The sequence below is a fragment of the Nisaea sp. genome, assembly GCF_017640745.1.
Classification (GTDB): Bacteria; Pseudomonadota; Alphaproteobacteria; order Thalassobaculales; family Thalassobaculaceae; genus Nisaea.
The window spans coordinates 124,368-141,925 of record NZ_JAEPQA010000002.1 but is presented as its reverse complement, the minus strand read 5'-3'; the positions used below and the strand labels follow the sequence as shown (position 1 = coordinate 141,925).

Here is a 17,558-nt window from a genome sequence, read left to right as displayed (position 1 = left end):
GACCACATGCTATTTCATACTGACAGGACATGACTGGATCTGTTGGATGATCAAATATCGACTGCGTTGCGATACCGATCACAGCTTCGACGCTTGGTTTCCGAACAGCGCCGCCTTCGACAAGCAGGCGGAAGCGGGCCTGCTGAGCTGCCCGACTTGCGGCTCGGCCTCCGTTTCCAAAGCCCTGATGGCACCGAACGTCGCAAGCTCGAAAAAAAAGGCCGACCCGAAAGCCGGCGGCCAATCCGTTCCTGCCGTCAGCCAGATGACGCCGGAAATGGCCGCCATGCGCGAAAAGCTGATTGCGCTCCGGGCCGAGGTCGAGAGCAAGTTCGACTATGTAGGCAAGGAATTCGCCGAAGAGGCCCGCAAGATCCATTACGGAGAAAAGGATCCGCACGGCATCTACGGCGAGACCACTCCCGCCGAGGCGCAGGCCCTGCGCGAGGAAGGGATCGAGTTTGCGCCGATCCCCTGGATCCCGAAGGGCGACGCCTAGGCGGTCGCTGACGGTTTCACCGCAAAGATCGCGTAATTGATCGCAAGGTCGGAAGACCGCGAGAAGCTGTCGGCCAGCGGGTCGAAGCGGATGCCCGTCTGTTCCACAACTTTGAGCCCTGCCTCGGCCAGCAGACCGCGCAGTTCATCCGGGGTCAGGAATTGCCGCCAGTCGTGGGTCCCCGGCGGGACCCAGCGCAACAGATACTCGGCCGCGAACTTCCCGAAGAGCAGCGACTTGCCGGTCCTGTTCAGGGTGGTGACGAAGACCGCGCCTCCCGGCCGCACCAGCCGTGCCAGCGAGGCGGCGAACAACGCCGGGTCGGCGACATGCTCGATCACTTCCGAGGCGACGACCGCATCGAAAGCCTCCGGCATTTCCTCCGCCAGCGTCTCCGCGAGCGAAACCCGGTAATCGATCTCGAGCCCGCCCCCGGCCGCGTGCACCGCCGCGGTGCGGATGGTTTTTTCCTCCGCGTCGATTCCGGTCATCGCGGCCCCCAGCCTGGTCAGCGGCTCCGACAGCAAACCGCCGCCGCAGCCGATATCCAGCATCCTCAGACCCGCGAAGGGTGCCGTGGCCTTGTCATCCAGGGCAAAGTGATCGCCCATCCACTCGCGGATCAGTTCGAGGCGAACCGGCGTGAACTTGTGCAGCGGCGCGAATGGCCCGCGCATGTCCCACCATTCGTCCGCCACCGCCGAGAAACGCCGGACGTCCTCGGGATCGATCGTGCTCCTGGCCATATTCTTTTCAATCATGGGTGCTCCGATGCCGTGCCGGAACCCGCGCTTGCCCGGGATGCGGCGTATCGGTATGTATAGCCTCGCCCGGGGCCGTTAGGAATGTTCGCGTTCCGGTATTGGGCATTGGGGTACACTCCTGAAAAGCGGAACGAAATGGCGCGTATCGTGCAAAAGTTCGGCGGCACGTCGGTCGCCGATATTGAGCGCATCAGAAATGTAGCGCTCCGGGTAAAGAAGGAAGTCGACGCGGGCCACGAGGTCGCTGTCGTCGTTTCCGCCATGGCCGGTGTCACCAACCAGCTTGTCGCCTATGCACGCGAGATGAGCGTGCTGCATGACGCGCGGGAATACGACACCATCGTCGCCACAGGCGAGCAGGTGACCAGCGGGCTTCTCGCGATGGCGCTGCAGAATCTCGGCATCAACGCCCGCTCCTGGCTCGGCTGGCAGCTGCCGTTCAAGACCGACGGCGTGCACAGCAAGGCGCGGATCGAGAGCATCGAGACCGCAGAGATCATCAAGCGCTTCGAGCAGGGTCAGGTCGCCGTGCTGGCCGGTTTCCAAGGCATCGGCCCGGACAACCGGATCACCACGTTGGGCCGCGGCGGCTCCGACACCACGGCGGTCGCTCTCGCGGCGGCGCTGAACGCGGACCGCTGCGACATCTACACGGACGTGGACGGTGTCTATACGACCAACCCGCGGATCGTGCCCTCGGCCCGGAAGATCGAAAAGATCACCTACGAGGAAATGTTGGAACTGGCCTCGCAGGGGGCCAAGGTACTGGAGACGCGTTCCGTGGCTCTTGCCATGCGGAACAATGTCAGGCTGCAGGTGCTGTCGAGCTTCGTCGACGCTCCGGGCACCCTGATCTGTGATGAGGATGAGATCGTGGAACAGAATGTCGTCAGCGGCATCGCCTATAGCCCCGAAGAGGCAAAAGTCACCGTGCGCCACGTGCCGGACCGTCCGGGCGTCGCCGCCTCCATCTTCGGCAGCCTCGCCGACGCGGCGGTCAACGTGGACATGATCGTCCAGAACGTGACCGAGGACGGCAACACCACGGACATGACCTTCACCATCGGCAAGACCGACCTCGAGCGCGCCAAGCAGGTGCTGGAGAAGCTGCGCGACGAACTCGGCTTCCGCGAGATCAACGCGGACCCGAACGTGGCGAAGGTTTCCGTCGTCGGTGTCGGCATGCGCTCGCAGCCGGGCGTCGCGAAGACCATGTTCCGGACGCTCTCCGACAAGGGGATCAATATCCAGGTGATCTCGACCTCGGAGATCAAGGTCAGCGTCCTGATCGCCGCCGAATATACCGAACTCGCGGTCCGTGCCCTGCACACCGCCTACGGCCTCGACGGGCCGCCGGCAAGCTGACCCCATGACGGCGGCGGTCGAGCATAACGGCTTCGGCCGCAACTCCCGCTCCATGTTGCGCCGCCTGCGCGACGTGATGGCGGAGGCACGTGCGCCGCAGGACCGCCTCGACAGCATCACCTCGATCATCGCCGCCGACATGGCGGCGGAGGTCTGCTCGATCTATGTCCGCCGCTCCGACAACCTGCTCGAACTCTGTGCCACCGAGGGCCTCAACAAGGACGCGGTCCACCGTACCCTGATGCATTTCGGCGAGGGCCTCGTCGGCGACATCGCCGCGCGCGCCCAGTCCATCGCCCTCTCCGACGCGCAGTCGCACCCGAAATTCGCCTACCGGCCGGAAACCGGCGAGGAAATCTACCAGTCGCTCGCCGGCGTGCCCGTGATGCGCGCCGACCGGGTCCTCGGCGTGCTCGTGGTGCAGAACCGCTCCCGGCGGCAATATTCCGACGAAGAGATCGAGACCCTCGAGACCTTCGCCATGGTGCTGGCCGAACTGCTCGCAAACGGCGTGTTCGGCGATCAGGCGCCGAAGCACGACACGCCGCTCAGACTCGCCGGCCAGACCGTCGCGCCCGGCATCGGGATCGGCGTCGCCTACTTCCATCAGCAGAGCACGGCCATCCGCCGCGTCGTCGCAGACAACCCGGCGGTCGAGAAGGAGCGGCTCGAGACCGCCATGCGGGAAGTCCGCGACCGCATCGATACCCTGCTTGCGGCACCGGACCTAGCCGAGGTCGGCGAACACCGAGACGTGCTCGAAACCTTCCGAATGATCGCGCATGACCGCGGCTGGCTGACGCGGATGAACGACGCCATCGACAACGGCCTGACCGCCGAGGCCGCCGTGCAGCGCGCCCGCGCGGACATGCGGGCGCGGCTCGGCTCGGTGCAGAACCCCTATCTCCGCGAGCGGCTCGCCGATTTCGACGATCTCGCCAACCGCCTGCTCTCGAGACTTGCCGGCGAGGAGGAGAACGGCGACGCGGCGGCGATCGCCGAGGATCAGCCCTATGTCGTCGTCGCCCGCTCCATGGGACCGGCAGAACTCCTGGAATATGACCGTCACAACCTGACGGGCCTCGTGCTTGAGGAAGGCTCCGCGACCGCGCATGTGGCGATCGTGGCCCGCGCCCTCGACATTCCGGTTCTCGGAAACATTCCCGGCCTGCTGAGCGAGGTCAATCCGGGCGACCGCCTGATCGTCGACGCAGACAACAATCAGGTCCTGCTGCGGCCGACCGAGGACGTGCAGGAATATTTCCATGCCGGCCTGAAGGCCCGCGCGGAAACCAAGGCCCGCTATCAGGCCCTGCGCGACCTGCCGGCGCGCACCCTCGACGGCGTGGACGTCACCCTTCTGCTCAATGTCGGACTGATGTTCGACCTGCAGCAGCTCGACGCGACGGGCGCCGCCGGCATCGGCCTCTACCGCACCGAGATCCCGTTCATGGTCCGGCGCGACATTCCCGATGTCGAGCAGCAGACGGACGTCTACCGGCGGGTGCTGGAAGCGGCGAACGGACGTCCGGTCACTTTCCGGACTCTGGATGCCGGCGGAGACAAGCATATCCAGGCCTTCGACCACGATCCGGGCGACAACCCGGCGCTCGGCTGGCGTTCGCTCCGGATCTCGGTCGACCATCCGAGCCTGCTGAGAAACCAGCTGCGCGCGATCTTCCGCGCCGCAGCCGGCGCGCCCGTCGATCTGATGTTTCCGATGGTCTCCACGGTCGCGGAATTCGATGCCGCGCGGGCGATCCTCGACCGCGAACTCGAACGCGCCGTCCGCCACGGAGACCCCTTGCCGCGAAACCTGCGCCTCGGAAGCATGCTCGAAGTGCCGTCGCTTGCCTGGCAACTTCCCGAGATCTTGAAGCGGGTCGATTTTCTTTCTGTCGGAAGCAATGACCTGCAGCAGTTCTTCTTCGCGGCAGACCGAGGAGACCAGCGAGTCACGCATCGCTACGATCCGGTTTCCGTGCCTTTCCTGAGACTCTTGAAACAGATCGCCGATGCCTGCAATGAAATGGATAAGCCATTGACTCTCTGTGGAGAGATGGCGGGGTCGCGGATCGGGGCGCTGGCGCTGATCGGTATAGGCTATCGCCGTCTTTCCATGGCCTCGGCCTCTATCGGCCCGGTAAAAGAGACTGTAAGAGCAATCAATTACACCGATCTGCAAACATTTATGTCTAATTTATTGAAATCACGAGAAGGCCGTCTTGTGGAACATCTCAAGGCGTTTTCGCGGGATCATCAGATACCCGCCTGAGTCTTAAGTTCGAAAAATTCGAATAGAACGTTGATTCATTAGACAATTTAATCTAACTTGGCACTTAGAGCCTGGTTACTCCGTGGTGCCTCTGCGAGTTTTACTCAGTAGTCGCTCCAGAAATAGCGTGGTCGGGCGGATGAAATATTCGCGGGCAATTAGGTCGTGGATGAGATGAGCACAAAGGCGAAGTTAAGACTCCGGCACATCGAAGATGCCGATAAGTCAAAAGCCGTGAACGTCACGCCCGAGCCGACGGCGCCGAGACTTGTCGCCTCGAAGCCGATTGTTGCCGAAGGCAAGAAAATCAAGACCTTGAGCTCTGCTGCTGAACCGAAATCCGAAGGTGGATCCGGTTCCACGGTTGGAATGCTGCTGCAACGCGGCCGTACGGAGAGAGATCTCTCGCTGCAGGACGTCGCCCAGCAATTGCGCATCCAGCGCAGCTACCTCCAGGCACTGGAGACGGGCGATTTCGACAATCTGCCCGGTCTCACATATGCCATCGGCTATGTGCGGAGCTACAGCCAGCTGGTCGGCCTCGACGCCGAAAAGCTGATCGCCGATTTCAAGGCGGAAGCGAAGAAGCTGCAGGAACCGACGCAGCTCTCCTTCCCCTCTCCCGCTCCGGAAGGCAAGGTTCCGGGCGGCGCGCTGATGTTCGTCGGCGTCCTGCTCGCCGCGCTCAGCTACGGCGGCTGGTACTATTTCTCAACCACGGACACGGCGGTCTCCGACCTGACGCCGGGCATTCCGGACCGTCTCGCTTTTCTGCTCGAGGAACCGGCAATCAAGACTGCCGAGCCCGAGAGCGCGGCATCCGCTGCCACGACGGCTCAGGCCCCGGCGGCAACCGCAGCGCAGCCTGACACGACGAGCGCCGAAGCGCCGGCATCGCAGCCGCAACAGCTTGCCGTTGCGACCGAGCCTGCAGCTGAGACGCCGTCCGCGACGGAAGCGACTGAGACCGAGACCCGGGCCGAAATCGCCACCGCGAACGCGCCGGTCCGGACAGACACATCCGACACGCTCGAACCCTCGGTGGCCGATAGCGAGACGGAGACTCCCTCGGCCGCGCCCGCGGCGACGGAACCCGCGGCAACAGAGATTGCGAAGGCAGAGAGCGAACCGGTCACCGCGCCGATCCCGGCAGCGACCGCGACCACGACCGTGACCGAGCAAACGGCCCCGACGGCGGCACCGGCCGCGAGTGCGCCGACCGAGGTCGCCAGCGTTCCGGCGGCGGCCCCGGGGCCGGTAGCAGCCGCAACCGATATTCCTGCCGTCCCGGATGTTTCACGCAGCACGTCGCAGTCCGCCGTTGATGCCGAGGCTGCCGCCATCGATTCCAAGCCGGCTCCGGCGCCGGCCGCATCGAACGAGGGTCCGCGTATCGTCATCAGCGCGACGGACGACAGCTGGGTGCAGGTGCGCGGCGAAGACGCAACGCCGCTCCTGACGCGCATCCTGCGCAAGGGCGAGGCCTATGAGGTCCCGGTGCGCAGCGGGCTCAAACTGTTCACCGGCAATGCGGGCGCGCTGAAGATTTCCATCAACGGTGCCGAAGCTCCCAGCCTCGGCCCGTTCGGGAAAATCGCCCGCAATATCCCGCTCGACGAGAGTCTGCTGACCTTTACCGCGGCCGACTGATCCCGCATCACGGTGCAAACGTCATGAAGGCGCCGTTTACCCGCGGCGCCTGCTTGCTTTATAAGACCCCGAACGCCATCTCGCAGTTAGCCTGAGAAAGCGAGCGGAACATCCCATGAGCGTGCGGCCCTACCGCGACATCCACCGGCGCAAGTCCCGTCAGATCCGCGTCGGAAACGTGCTGGTCGGCGGCGATGCCCCGATCACCGTGCAGACCATGACGAACACACTGACCGCCGACGCCAAGGCGACGATCGCGCAGATCCAGGCCTGCGCCGACGCCGGGGCCGACATCGTGCGCGTCTCCTGCCCGGACGAGGCCTCGACCGCCGCGATGCCGGAGATCGTCAAGGCGAGCCCGGTGCCGATCGTGGCCGACATCCATTTCCACTACAAACGGGCCATCGAGGCCGCCGAGGCGGGCGCCGCCTGCCTGCGCATCAATCCGGGCAATATCGGCAGCGCCGACCGGGTGCGCGAGGTGGTGAAGGCGGCCAAGGATCACGGCTGCTCGATCCGCGTCGGCGTCAATGCCGGGAGCCTCGAGAAGCACCTGCTGGAGAAATACGGCGAGCCCTGCCCCGAGGCGATGGTCGAAAGCGCGCTCGACCACCTGAAGATCCTCGAGGACAACGATTTCTTCGAGACCAAGATCAGCGTGAAGGCCTCCGACGTATTCCTTGCCGTCGCCGCCTATCAGGGCCTCGCGGACGCCTGCGACTACCCGCTGCATCTCGGCATCACCGAAGCCGGCGGGTTCCGCATCGGCTCGGTGAAAAGCTCGATCGGCATGGGCATGCTGCTGTGGAGCGGGATCGGCGACACGATCCGCGTTTCCCTCTCCTCCGATCCCGTGGACGAGGTGAAGGTCGGCTTCGACATCCTGAAGTCGCTGAACCTGCGCCACCGCGGCGTGAACGTGATTTCCTGTCCGTCCTGCGCCCGCCAGCAGTTCGACGTCATCAAGACCGTCGAGGTTCTCGAGCAGCGGCTCTCCCACATCACCACGCCGATGACCCTCTCGGTGATCGGCTGCGTGGTGAACGGTCCGGGCGAGGCCCGAGAGACCGATATCGGCTTCACCGGCGGGGGCAAGGGCACGCACCAGGTCTATATCGCCGGCCTGCCGCACCACCGCCTGAAAGACGAGAGCATCGTCGATCATCTGGTCTCGCTGGTCGAAGAGAAGGCGGCGGAGATCGAGAAGGAACTGGCCGCCGAACAGGCCGCCGTCGCGGTCTCTCCGGCAGCCTCCTGATCCGGGAAAGCGGATTCAGGGCCTGAAATCATCTCATCCGTTTGAATCCGAGCCGATTTCGCGGCATAAACCGAGCCGCCCGCGCGCATCTCGCCGCGGGTGCGTTTGAAAGGACCGGACCAATGGCGAAACTGCAACCCGTTCGCGGCACCCACGACCTGCTCGGCGAGGACGCGCGGCGGCATCGCCATGTTGTGGAAACCGCGCTCGCGACCGCGGCCCGGTACGGTTTCAGCGAGATCCAGACGCCGATCTTCGAATTCACCGAAGTCTTCGCCCGCACGCTCGGCGAGACCTCGGACGTGGTCTCGAAGGAGATGTACAGCTTCACCGACCGCGGCGGCGAGACCATTACCCTGCGCCCGGAGGGAACCGCCGGCGTAGCCCGCGCCCTGATCTCCGGCGGCCTGACCCAGGACCTGCCGCTGAAGCTGTTCTACCAGGGCCCGATGTTCCGCTACGAGCGTCCGCAGAAGGGCCGCCAGCGCCAGTTCCACCAGATCGGCGTGGAGCTGCTCGGTGTCCCGGCACCGCAGGCCGATATCGAGGTCATCACTGTCGGCGCCGACATTCTCGACGCGCTCGGGATTTTCGACGGCGTCGTGCTTGAGCTGAACACGCTCGGCGACACCGAGAGCCGCGAGGCCTACCGTACGGCGCTGGTCGACTACCTGATCGGCCACAAGGACGGCCTCTCCGAGGACAGCCTGCGCCGCCTCGAGGTGAACCCGCTGCGCATCCTCGACAGCAAGGACGAGGGCGATCGGGCGATCGTCGCCAACGCTCCCTCCTTCGGCGATTATCTGAACGCGGCAAGCCAGGACTTCTACGGTACGGTAAAGGCCGGTCTCGAGGCCGTCGGCGTACCCTACCGGCAGAACGACCGGCTCGTGCGCGGCCTCGACTACTATTGCCACACCGCCTACGAGTTCGTGACCGACCGCCTCGGCGCGCAGGGCACGGTAATGGCCGGCGGGCGCTATGACGGTCTGGTCGAGATGATGGGCGGCCCGTCCACCCCCGGCGTCGGCTGGGCGGCGGGCATCGAGCGCATCGCGATGATGATCGAGGCACCGGCAGCCCCCGCACGCCCGGTCGCGGTGATCCCGGTCGGCGAAGAAGCCGCCATCGCGGCGATCAAGCTCAGCCATGACTTGCGCAAGGCCGGCATAGCTGTCGAAATGGGTTATTCGGGCAATCTTGGAAAACGCATGAAGCGGGCCAACAAACTCGGTGCCAGCCACGCCGTCATTCTCGGCGAGACGGAACTCGAAAACGGCGTCGCGACCGTCCGGGACCTGGATTCAGGCACCCAGACCGAAATCGCGCTGGGCAAGATCGGGGACCATCTCAAAGCCGAGGTCTAGCGAGGCCCGGTTTTGGCGGACCGCCCCGCTTCCCCGCTCTTTCAGGACCTGCACCGTTTCGCCGTCGTCGGCGTCAACCACCGCACCTGTCCGGATGCGATCCGCGAGCAGCTCTTCGTCGCCGACGAGGAACTGCCGGTCGTTCTGCGGTCGCTCCGCGTCTTCGGGGTCGAGGAGGCGATGCCGCTCTCGACCTGCGACCGGGTCGAGGTCGCGGGCGTCTTCCCCAACCCCGAGGAAGCGCGCAGCGTGATCGCGAAGATCCTCTGCGCCCCGGTCGGACTCGACCCGGCGCTGCTGGAACCCCTGCTCTATCGCCATGTCGGCGGCGATGCCGTCGCCCATCTCTTCAGGGTCGCGGCCTCTCTCGACAGCCAGGTGATCGGCGAGCCCCAGATCCTCGGCCAGATGCGGGCCGGTCACCGTCTCGCCCGCAGCCTGAAATCCTCCGGCCCGCTGATCGACGCGACCATGAGCGCCGCCTTCGAGGCCGCCCGGCAGGTCCGCCGCGAAACCCGCATCGCCGAAGGTCCGGTCTCCATCGCGGCCGCCGCCCTCGCCGTCGCCAAGGACGTCCATGGCGCGCTCGACAGTACGAAGGCCCTGCTTCTGGGCGCCGGTGAGCTCGGGCTCATCCTTGCCGAGCAGCTGCGCGACGGGCACGGCACACCGGTGACTGTAATCGACCGGATCGACCGCAGGGCACAGGCGACCGCGAAATCTCTCGAAGCGCATTTCCGGCCGTTCGCGGAACTCTCCTCCGCGCTCACGGAAGCTGACATCGTGATCGCGGCCGTCGGCGAAGGCCGCGCCCTGCTGAGCGCGGAAATGATCGAGAGCGCCTTGCAGAAGCGCCGCTATCGCCCGATCTTCCTGGTCGATCTCTCGGTGCCGCCGGATATCGATCCCGCAATCAACCGGATCGACGAAGCCTTCCTCTTCGACCTTGAGGATCTGGAGCGCACCGCCACCGAAGGCAAGAACGCGCGCCGGGCGGAGGCGGACCGGGCCCGCGAGCTGGTCGCTGCGGCTGTTGCCCGGTTCCTTTCGGACCAGAGCGGGCGCACCGCGGCGCCGGCCATCGTGCGCATACGGCAGCATCTGGAAGCGATGCGGACGGCGCTGCACGAGGAACAGCCGAACCTGACCGCGGAGGAAGCGACGCGGCTTCTCCTCAAGCGCATCCTGCATGCGCCGTCGGAGCACCTGCGGCGCCTCGCCGCCACCGAGACACTGGACGACCGGACCATCGCCACGCTGGTGGAGCTGTTCGGTCTCGACGAAGAACAAGGAGAAGACGAGTGAGCCTGCAGGCAAATCTCGAACGCGTGCTCGCCCGACACAAGGAACTGGAAGCGATGCTCGCTTCCGGCGACGGCGTTGCCTCGCAGGACATCGCGAAACTCTCCCGCGAGCTGTCCGAACTCGCGCCCGTGGCCGAGAAGGTCACCGAGCTGAAGGAAATGCGCAAGGAACTCGAGGACGCGCGGAGCCTGCTTGAGGACCCCGACATGGAAGACATGGCGGCGGAGGAGATCGAGCGCCTGGAAAAAGAACTTCCGGCGCTTGAGCATGAGGTTCAGATCCTGCTGCTGCCGAAGGACGAAGCGGACGAGAAGAACGCGATCCTCGAAGTCCGCGCCGGAACCGGCGGCGACGAAGCCGCCCTGTTTGCCAGCGATCTCTTCGGCATGTACCAGCGCTACGCCGCCCAGAAAGGCTGGAAGTTCGAGATCATGGAGATTTCGGAGAACGATATCGGCGGCTACAAGGAAGCCATCGCCGAGATCAGCGGTCGCTCGGTCTTCGCGCGGCTCAAATTCGAATCCGGCGTGCACCGGGTACAGCGCGTGCCGGTGACGGAATCCGGCGGACGCATTCACACCTCGGCCGCGACCGTTGCCGTCCTGCCCGAAGCCGAGGATGTCGATCTCGAGATCGAGGAGAAGGATCTCCGCGTCGATGTGTTCCGCGCCAGCGGCGCCGGCGGCCAGCACGTGAACACGACGGAAAGCGCCGTCCGCATCACCCACATCCCGTCCGGAATCGTGGTCTCGCAGCAGGACGAGAAATCGCAGCACAAGAACCGCGCCAAGGCGATGAAGATCCTCCGCGCCCGGCTCTACGACCACGAACGCCAGCGTCTCGCCGACGAGCGTGCGGCCGACCGCAAGGGCCAGGTCGGCAGCGGCGACCGGTCCGAACGGATCCGGACCTACAACTTCCCCCAGGGCCGGGTCACCGACCACCGGATCAACCTGACGCTCTACAAGATCGACAAGGTGATCTCGGGAGAGGCGCTGGACGAGCTGGTCGATGCGCTGACCGCAGAAGACGAAGCGGCCCGCCTCGCGGCGCTTTCCTGATGGCCTCGGAAGCCGACCCCACGATCGGCGCGCTGATAACCGGCGCGATGCGCCGGCTCTCCGCCGCCGGCGCCGACTCGCCGCGCCTAGACGCGCGCCTTCTTCTGGCCTTCGCGCTCGGTGAGAGCGGACGGCTGCACGGCCGGGAAGACGAGACGGTACCGGCCGCGCCTGCCGCCCGTTTCGAAGCCTTTCTGGAGCGGCGCAGCGCCGGAGAGCCGGTATCCCGCATTCTCGGCAGCCGGGAGTTCTGGAGCCTCGAATTCGAGCTCTCCCCAGCGACCCTCGATCCGCGTCCGGACAGCGAAACCCTCGTCGACGCACTTCGGGAGCGCTTTCCGGACCGCTCGGCACCGCTAAGCATTCTGGATCTCGGAACAGGTACCGGATGCCTGCTGCTCGCCGCCCTCAGCGAATATCCGAACGCATCGGGCACGGGGGTAGATATCGATCCGGACTGCATTGCCGTGGCGAGCCGAAACGCGCAGAAACTATCTCTTTCCGACCGTGCACGAATGATCTGTTCTTCCTGGGGTTCGAACGTGACAGGTCCGTTCGATGTCGTGCTCTCGAACCCTCCCTACATCCCCACATCGGAGATTGATTCGCTGCAACCGGAAGTGCGGGACCACGATCCGCGAGGTGCGCTGGACGGGGGTATGGATGGGCTCGATGCCTACCGTAACATCGCGGAAAGCTTGGATTCCCTCCTCTCCGAAAAGGGGGTCGCCGTGCTCGAATTCGGTGAAGGTCAGGGTGACGACATCGCACGCCTCATGCGGTCGGCAGGACTCGTCGTGACCGGTTTCCGGAATGATCTCGCAGGCATTCGAAGATGCATTCTGGTGCGGCGAACCTGATCCGCCCCGGGAAAAAGCCCTTTTGGATTGCGGGATTTAGAACTTGGAATAGCTGTCTCAAACCGCTAGTCTCTTCCCATGCAACAGGTGCCGAGGGGGCAGACGCTGTTGCTGGAAACCATCCCGGTAAGAAATCAGCGCATCGGTTCGGAAACAGTCCGTCCGATGGCGACCGGATGTTTCGATCACACACGCGGTGTGGATCGGTGTTTTGGCTCGGGCGCCAAATTTGGCTCCCCTACACAACGGCAAAGTAATCGACCATGAGACAAGGTCCCCATTCAAAGCGTGGGCGGGGTCGCGGCAACAATCGCCGCCCGAATGTCCCCAACAGGAATCAAACGTTCGACAGCAACGGGCCCGATGTGCGGATCCGCGGCAATGCGCATCAGGTCTACGAGAAATACCTGACGCTGGCCCGCGATGCCTCGACGGCGGGAGACCGGGTGCTGGCGGAGAGCCTCTTCCAGCATGCGGACCACTATTTCCGCATCTACAGCATGTACAATGAAGAGAACGAGGCGCGCCGCAACGCCGCACAGCAGGAGAGCGGCTCCCAGCCGGACTTCCAGCAGCGTGGCGACAGCGACAACGACGGCGACGAGCAGAACGACCAGCCGCAGCCTCAGCAGCAGCAGCATCGGTCCGACGACGATCAGTCGTCGCCACGCCGGACTCGCAGCGAGCGGCGTCAGGATGCCGAAGCGGCCGAGCAGGACGACCAGCAGCAGGAACGGCCGGCACGGCCGCCGCGCCGGCGCCGGAACGGAGGCGGCGCTCCGGAAGCCGGAGCCAGCGGTTCGGACAACGATGCCGCCCTTCGCGCCATGCTCGGCGCCAGCGATTCGGGGCTGCCGAAGGCGATCCCCGGCACTGCCGCAGAGGAAGGCGAACAGGCCGATGCGGGCGAAGAACCGAAGCCGGTCCGCCGGCGCGGCCGCCCGCGCAAGGTTGCCGCTCCGGAGGAACAGGCCCTGCCGCTTGCCGGCGAGGACTGATACCGAAAAATTGTCGATGAAGACCGGCCTGCGGCAACGTAGGCCGGTTTTTCTTTGTCTGGACTCAGAGAATCTTGGTGAAGAACCGCGAGGCCGACGAGTTCCGATAGCCGAGCCGCTCGTAAAAGGCGTGTGCTCCGGCTCGGCGTTCGCCGGACGACAGCGACACGGCGGTGCAGCCGAGTTCGCAGGCGAGACGCTCCGCCTCCGCCATCAGCAGGCGCCCGGCGCCCGTTCCCCGGACGGTCTCGTCAACAACCAGCGCCTGCACGACGAGCCCCCGCCCCTTCTCGATCGACGGACGGTCGAAACAATGCAGATAACCGATCAGCTTCTCGTCAAGGAAGGCGCCGAAGGCATGGTGCCCTTCGGCATCCAGCACCGATGCGATCCGGTCTCCGGCCGTCCCGGGATCGAGCTCATAGCCGAGCTGCACCGTCAGGGCAGCAACAGCCGGTGCGTCCCCAGCCCTCAGACCGCGCAACGTCGGTACGGTTCGCATCCCGCTCAGACCGGCTCGACCGGATCCCCGACCTTCACGGTCCCGCTGCCGGTGACATCGACATAGATGCCGCAATCGGTGTGGCCGAAGCCGTTCTGCAGGTCGCGCGGGATGGTCAGGTCGCGTTCCGCGGTCGACGGATCGACATTGGTCGCGGCGCACCGTCCGATCCGCTCGGCCACCGTCACTTCCGCATCGCCGATCCGCACCTTCCTGCCGACCCAGGTGAATTCCTCCCAGGCGGGCACGCCCTCGATCAGGATATTGCCGCGGAACCTCAGCGGATCGACCTTGCGGCCGACCACGCGTTCCAGATCGCGCACGCTTTCCAGATTGATCATGGAGACGAACGGTACCTTCACGTCGGAATAGGGCTGCTCCCCGCTCTCGACAATGCGCGGCTGGCCCCGGCTTTCCTTCGCCATGAAGGCGGCGAAGAACTGTTCCAGGACCGTCCGTCCATTGACGTCGGTGAGCTTACCGCTGGAGACGTTGCGGCCCTTGCGCCAGATCTGCAGGATCTCGCTCCCGTCGTCGAAACGGGCCTCGAGCTGGGCGAGTTTCTCAACCTGGGCAAGCTGAAGAAAATTGGCTTTCGCTTTCCAGTCGCGGTCGCCCGCCTCGGCGCGCCGGGCGGCTCCGCCATGGAGGATTCCGAAACGACGGTCATTGGGGAGCATGCGCCCCGCCTCGAGCGGAACGCTCTCCAGGGACTCTCCGGTCATGCCCTTGACGGGGAATCTGTAGATCGCGCTGACTTTTCCCATAGTGCACCGCACCATAAATGGCTTCGGAAGGCTGTCAACACGGATCGCGGCCTCTTGCGGCGGGCAAGCGGCTCCCCATATCTGTGATGCGGGTTCCGGACGCCGCTTTCGGGTCATGGAACCTTCCCAGTCAGGGAGTAATCGGCGATGCTTAACGGTCGCCGGGGCTTTCTGAAAAATGGCTTCAGCACCGCCGGTTCGGGGTGTTCGGGGCCGTATCGGCAAACCTTGCGGTACGAAGGAGATATCCGTTGGATTTCGAAAAACTCTCGGAGCGGATGCGCGGCTTCCTGCAATCGGCGCAGACCCAGGCTCTCGGCGCGGGACACCAGCGCCTCACCCCCGAACATCTTCTGAAGGTCCTGCTCGACGACAAGGAAGGCATGTGCGCCAACCTGATCGAGCGCGCCGGCGGCGACGCGAAAGCGGCGCGCGCGGCGGTCGAGGCCGAGCTCGGCAAGCTGCCGAAGGTCGAAGGCACCGGCGCGGGGCAGGTCTATCTCGCCCCCGAATTCGCCCGCCTGCTGACCCAGTCGGAGGAAATCGCGGAGAAGGCCGGCGACAGCTTCGTCACCGTCGAGCGCATGCTGCTCGCCATGGCGATGGCCGAAGGCACTGCCGCCTCCCGTATTCTGAAGAACGCCGGCGTGACGGCGCAGGCCCTCAACCAGGTCATCAACGAAGTCCGCAAGGGCCGCAAGGCCGACAGCGCGACGGCGGAAAACGCCTACGACGCGCTGGAAAAATACACCCAGGACATGACCAAGGCCGCGCGCGACGGCAAGCTCGATCCGGTGATCGGCCGGGACGAGGAAATCCGCCGCACGATCCAGGTCCTCTCCCGCCGCACCAAGAACAACCCGGTTCTGATCGGCGAGCCCGGCGTCGGCAAGACCGCGATCATCGAGGGCCTCGCCCAGCGCATCGTGAACGGTGACGTGCCGGAGCCGCTGAAGCAGAAGAAGCTGCTGACGCTGGATCTCGGCGCGCTGATCGCCGGCGCGAAGTTCCGGGGCGAGTTCGAGGAGCGGCTGAAGTCCGTGCTGCAGGACGTCTCCCATTCCGAGGGCGACATCATCCTCTTCATCGACGAGCTGCACACGCTGGTCGGCGCCGGGGCGGCGGAAGGCGCGATGGACGCCTCCAACATGCTGAAGCCGGCGCTTGCCCGCGGCGAGTTGCACTGCGTCGGCGCGACCACGCTGGACGAGTACAGGAAGCATATCGAGAAGGACGCGGCCCTCGCCCGTCGCTTCCAGCCGGTCTTCGTCGAGGAGCCGAGCGTGATCGACACGGTCTCGATCCTGCGCGGCCTGAAGGAGAAGTACGAGCTGCATCACGGCGTGCGCATCACCGATAGCGCTCTGGTCTCGGCGGCGAACCTCTCCAACCGCTACATCACCGACCGGTTCCTGCCCGACAAGGCGATCGACCTGGTCGACGAGGCGGCCTCGCGCCGGCGCATGGAAGTGGACAGCAAGCCGGAGCAGATCGACGAGCTCGACCGAAAGATCATCCAGCTCAAGATTGAGCAGCAGGCGTTGAAGAAGGAGACCGACAAGGCCTCCAAGGAGCGCCTGGAAAAGCTCGAGGGCGAATTGGCCGATCTTGAGAAGACCTCCGGCGAACTGACCAAACGCTGGCAGTCCGAGAAGGAAGTCGTCGTCGGCGTGCAGAAGGTTCAGGAGAAGCTCGACAAGGCCCGCATCGAACTCGAGAACGCGAAGCGCGAGGGCAATTTCGAGAAGGCCGGCGAGCTGATGTACGGCGTCATTCCGGACCTCGAGGCCACCATCCAGAATGCCGAGCACGCCTCGGCGGAGAAGATGGTGAAGGAAGAGGTGACGGAACGCGACATTGCGTCGGTGGTCTCCCGCTGGACCGGCATTCCCGTCGACAAGATGCTCGAGGGCGAGCGCGAGAAGCTTATCGAGATGGAAGAGAACCTGCACAAGCGGGTCATCGGCCAGGACGAGGCGGTCGCCGCGGTCTCCAACGCCGTGCGCCGTGCCCGTGCCGGGCTGCAGGATCCGAACCGTCCGATCGGCTCGTTCCTCTTCCTCGGCCCGACCGGTGTCGGCAAGACGGAGCTCACCAAGGCGCTGGCGGAGTTCCTGTTCGACGACGAGCAGGCGATGGTCCGCCTCGACATGTCCGAATACATGGAGAAGCACTCGGTCAGCCGCCTGATCGGTGCCCCTCCGGGCTATGTCGGCCACGAGGAAGGCGGGGCGCTGACCGAGGCGGTGCGGCGCCGGCCCTATCAGGTCGTGCTGTTCGACGAGGTCGAGAAGGCGCATCCGGACATCTTCAATATCCTGCTGCAGGTGCTGGATGACGGCCGCCTGACCGACAGCCAGGGCCGGACCGTGGATTTCCGCAACACGCTGATCATCCTGACCTCGAACCTCGGCTCCGAGTTCCTGGCCAGCCAGCCCGACGGTGAGCCGGTGGATGCGGTGCGCGACAAGGTGATGGAGGTGGTGCGCCGCGCCTTCCGGCCGGAATTCCTCAACCGTCTCGACGAGGTGCTGCTGTTCTCGCGGCTCGACCGCGCGAACATGACCCACATCGTCGACATCCAGCTCGGCCGCCTGCGCCAGCTGCTGGACGACCGGAACATCGCGCTGGAACTGGACGATGCCGCGCTGAAGTGGCTCGCCGACACCGGCTACGACCCGGTCTACGGCGCCCGGCCGCTGAAGCGGGTGATCCAGCGCTCGCTGCAGAACCCGCTGGCAAACCAGATCCTCGAGGGCACGGTGCCCGACGGGAGCAAGGTGACGGTGACGGCGGAAGACGGACGGCTCATCATCAACGGCAAGCCATCCGCACCGGAAGAGGAAGTCCGGATCGAGGCGGCGGAGTAAACAGATCAAACCTGAGC

14 protein-coding genes are annotated in these 17,558 nt (G+C 65.1%); 11 read left to right on the top strand and 3 right to left on the bottom strand.

Annotated elements, in window-relative coordinates; translation table 11 throughout:
- Window positions 1-46 precede the first annotated feature (46 nt).
- Complete coding sequence (locus JJ959_RS02545) at window positions 47-499, top strand: DUF1178 family protein (protein ID WP_292879694.1); 453 nt, start codon at window positions 47-49, stop codon at window positions 497-499.
- Here the strand turns inward: JJ959_RS02545 and ubiG are convergent.
- On the bottom strand, window positions 496-1,260 hold the full coding sequence (gene ubiG, locus JJ959_RS02540) for a bifunctional 2-polyprenyl-6-hydroxyphenol methylase/3-demethylubiquinol 3-O-methyltransferase UbiG (protein WP_292879693.1): 765 nt from the start codon (window positions 1,258-1,260) through the stop codon (window positions 496-498). The genes JJ959_RS02545 and ubiG overlap by 4 nt on opposite strands.
- Before the next feature lie 138 nt (window positions 1,261-1,398).
- On the opposite strand from ubiG, the gene JJ959_RS02535 reads away from it, so the two are divergent.
- The 9 genes from JJ959_RS02535 to JJ959_RS02495 all read left to right on the top strand — a co-directional run bounded on the left by JJ959_RS02535 (window position 1,399) and on the right by JJ959_RS02495 (window position 13,402).
- Window positions 1,399-2,628, top strand: coding sequence for an aspartate kinase (locus tag JJ959_RS02535; RefSeq protein WP_292879692.1), 1,230 nt, complete (start codon window positions 1,399-1,401; stop codon window positions 2,626-2,628).
- A 4-nt stretch (window positions 2,629-2,632) separates the two neighbouring features.
- The gene (ptsP, locus tag JJ959_RS02530; RefSeq protein ID WP_292879691.1) at window positions 2,633-4,903 is read left to right on the top strand and encodes a phosphoenolpyruvate--protein phosphotransferase; all 2,271 of its coding nucleotides are present in this window, start codon (window positions 2,633-2,635) and stop codon (window positions 4,901-4,903) included.
- Window positions 4,904-5,077: 174 nt separating this feature from the next.
- Window positions 5,078-6,553 carry a RodZ domain-containing protein gene (locus JJ959_RS02525; protein WP_292879818.1) on the top strand — a complete coding sequence of 492 codons (1,476 nt, stop codon included), beginning with the start codon at window positions 5,078-5,080 and terminating at the stop codon, window positions 6,551-6,553.
- Between the two features lie 115 nt (window positions 6,554-6,668).
- A complete protein-coding gene (gene ispG / locus JJ959_RS02520; RefSeq protein WP_292879690.1) occupies window positions 6,669-7,811 on the top strand; it encodes a flavodoxin-dependent (E)-4-hydroxy-3-methylbut-2-enyl-diphosphate synthase in 1,143 nt (380 codons plus the stop codon).
- 122 nt (window positions 7,812-7,933) lie between these two features.
- Window positions 7,934-9,178, top strand: coding sequence for a histidine--tRNA ligase (gene hisS, locus JJ959_RS02515; RefSeq protein ID WP_292879689.1), 1,245 nt, complete (start codon window positions 7,934-7,936; stop codon window positions 9,176-9,178).
- 12 nt (window positions 9,179-9,190) lie between these two features.
- Entirely contained in the window at window positions 9,191-10,483 is a 1,293-nt protein-coding gene (hemA, locus tag JJ959_RS02510; protein WP_292879688.1) for a glutamyl-tRNA reductase, read from the top strand.
- Window positions 10,480-11,544 (top strand): peptide chain release factor 1, encoded by a 1,065-nt coding sequence (gene prfA / locus JJ959_RS02505; RefSeq protein WP_292879687.1) that lies wholly within the window; start codon window positions 10,480-10,482, stop codon window positions 11,542-11,544. Before hemA ends, prfA begins: the two co-directional genes overlap by 4 nt.
- On the top strand, window positions 11,544-12,404 hold the full coding sequence (gene prmC / locus JJ959_RS02500; RefSeq protein WP_292879686.1) for a peptide chain release factor N(5)-glutamine methyltransferase: 861 nt from the start codon (window positions 11,544-11,546) through the stop codon (window positions 12,402-12,404). Before prfA ends, prmC begins: the two co-directional genes overlap by 1 nt.
- A 263-nt stretch (window positions 12,405-12,667) precedes the next feature.
- On the top strand, window positions 12,668-13,402 hold the full coding sequence (locus JJ959_RS02495) for a DUF4167 domain-containing protein (RefSeq protein WP_292879685.1): 735 nt from the start codon (window positions 12,668-12,670) through the stop codon (window positions 13,400-13,402).
- Window positions 13,403-13,466: 64 nt separating this feature from the next.
- Here JJ959_RS02495 and JJ959_RS02490 read toward each other — a convergent pair whose 3' ends face one another.
- Together JJ959_RS02490 and JJ959_RS02485 are read right to left on the bottom strand one after the other, a co-directional pair.
- Window positions 13,467-13,904: a GNAT family N-acetyltransferase gene (locus JJ959_RS02490; protein ID WP_292879684.1), complete on the bottom strand. Its 438-nt coding sequence runs from the start codon at window positions 13,902-13,904 to the stop codon at window positions 13,467-13,469.
- A gap of 5 nt (window positions 13,905-13,909) precedes the next feature.
- On the bottom strand, window positions 13,910-14,671 hold the full coding sequence (locus JJ959_RS02485) for an MOSC domain-containing protein (protein ID WP_292879683.1): 762 nt from the start codon (window positions 14,669-14,671) through the stop codon (window positions 13,910-13,912).
- Between the two features lie 251 nt (window positions 14,672-14,922).
- Here JJ959_RS02485 and clpB point away from each other — a divergent pair, with 251 nt between their 5' ends.
- Window positions 14,923-17,541 (top strand): ATP-dependent chaperone ClpB, encoded by a 2,619-nt coding sequence (clpB, locus tag JJ959_RS02480; RefSeq protein WP_292879682.1) that lies wholly within the window; start codon window positions 14,923-14,925, stop codon window positions 17,539-17,541.
- Window positions 17,542-17,558: the final 17 nt, after the last annotated feature.

What these genes read in the sequence shown, in the direction of transcription:
- JJ959_RS02495 (WP_292879685.1), top strand. Translation starts at nt 12,668, where the DNA reads ATGAGACAAGGTCCCCATTCAAAGCGTGGGCGGGGTCGCGGCAACAAT.
- JJ959_RS02525 (WP_292879818.1), top strand. Translation starts at nt 5,078, where the DNA reads ATGAGCACAAAGGCGAAGTTAAGACTCCGGCACATCGAAGATGCCGAT.
- JJ959_RS02485 (WP_292879683.1), bottom strand. Translation starts at nt 14,671, where the DNA reads ATGGGAAAAGTCAGCGCGATCTACAGATTCCCCGTCAAGGGCATGACC.
- JJ959_RS02545 (WP_292879694.1), top strand. Translation starts at nt 47, where the DNA reads ATGATCAAATATCGACTGCGTTGCGATACCGATCACAGCTTCGACGCT.
- ubiG (WP_292879693.1), bottom strand. Translation starts at nt 1,260, where the DNA reads ATGATTGAAAAGAATATGGCCAGGAGCACGATCGATCCCGAGGACGTC.
- ptsP (WP_292879691.1), top strand. Translation starts at nt 2,633, where the DNA reads ATGACGGCGGCGGTCGAGCATAACGGCTTCGGCCGCAACTCCCGCTCC.
- hisS (WP_292879689.1), top strand. Translation starts at nt 7,934, where the DNA reads ATGGCGAAACTGCAACCCGTTCGCGGCACCCACGACCTGCTCGGCGAG.
- JJ959_RS02535 (WP_292879692.1), top strand. Translation starts at nt 1,399, where the DNA reads ATGGCGCGTATCGTGCAAAAGTTCGGCGGCACGTCGGTCGCCGATATT.
- prmC (WP_292879686.1), top strand. Translation starts at nt 11,544, where the DNA reads ATGGCCTCGGAAGCCGACCCCACGATCGGCGCGCTGATAACCGGCGCG.
- JJ959_RS02490 (WP_292879684.1), bottom strand. Translation starts at nt 13,904, where the DNA reads ATGCGAACCGTACCGACGTTGCGCGGTCTGAGGGCTGGGGACGCACCG.
- ispG (WP_292879690.1), top strand. Translation starts at nt 6,669, where the DNA reads ATGAGCGTGCGGCCCTACCGCGACATCCACCGGCGCAAGTCCCGTCAG.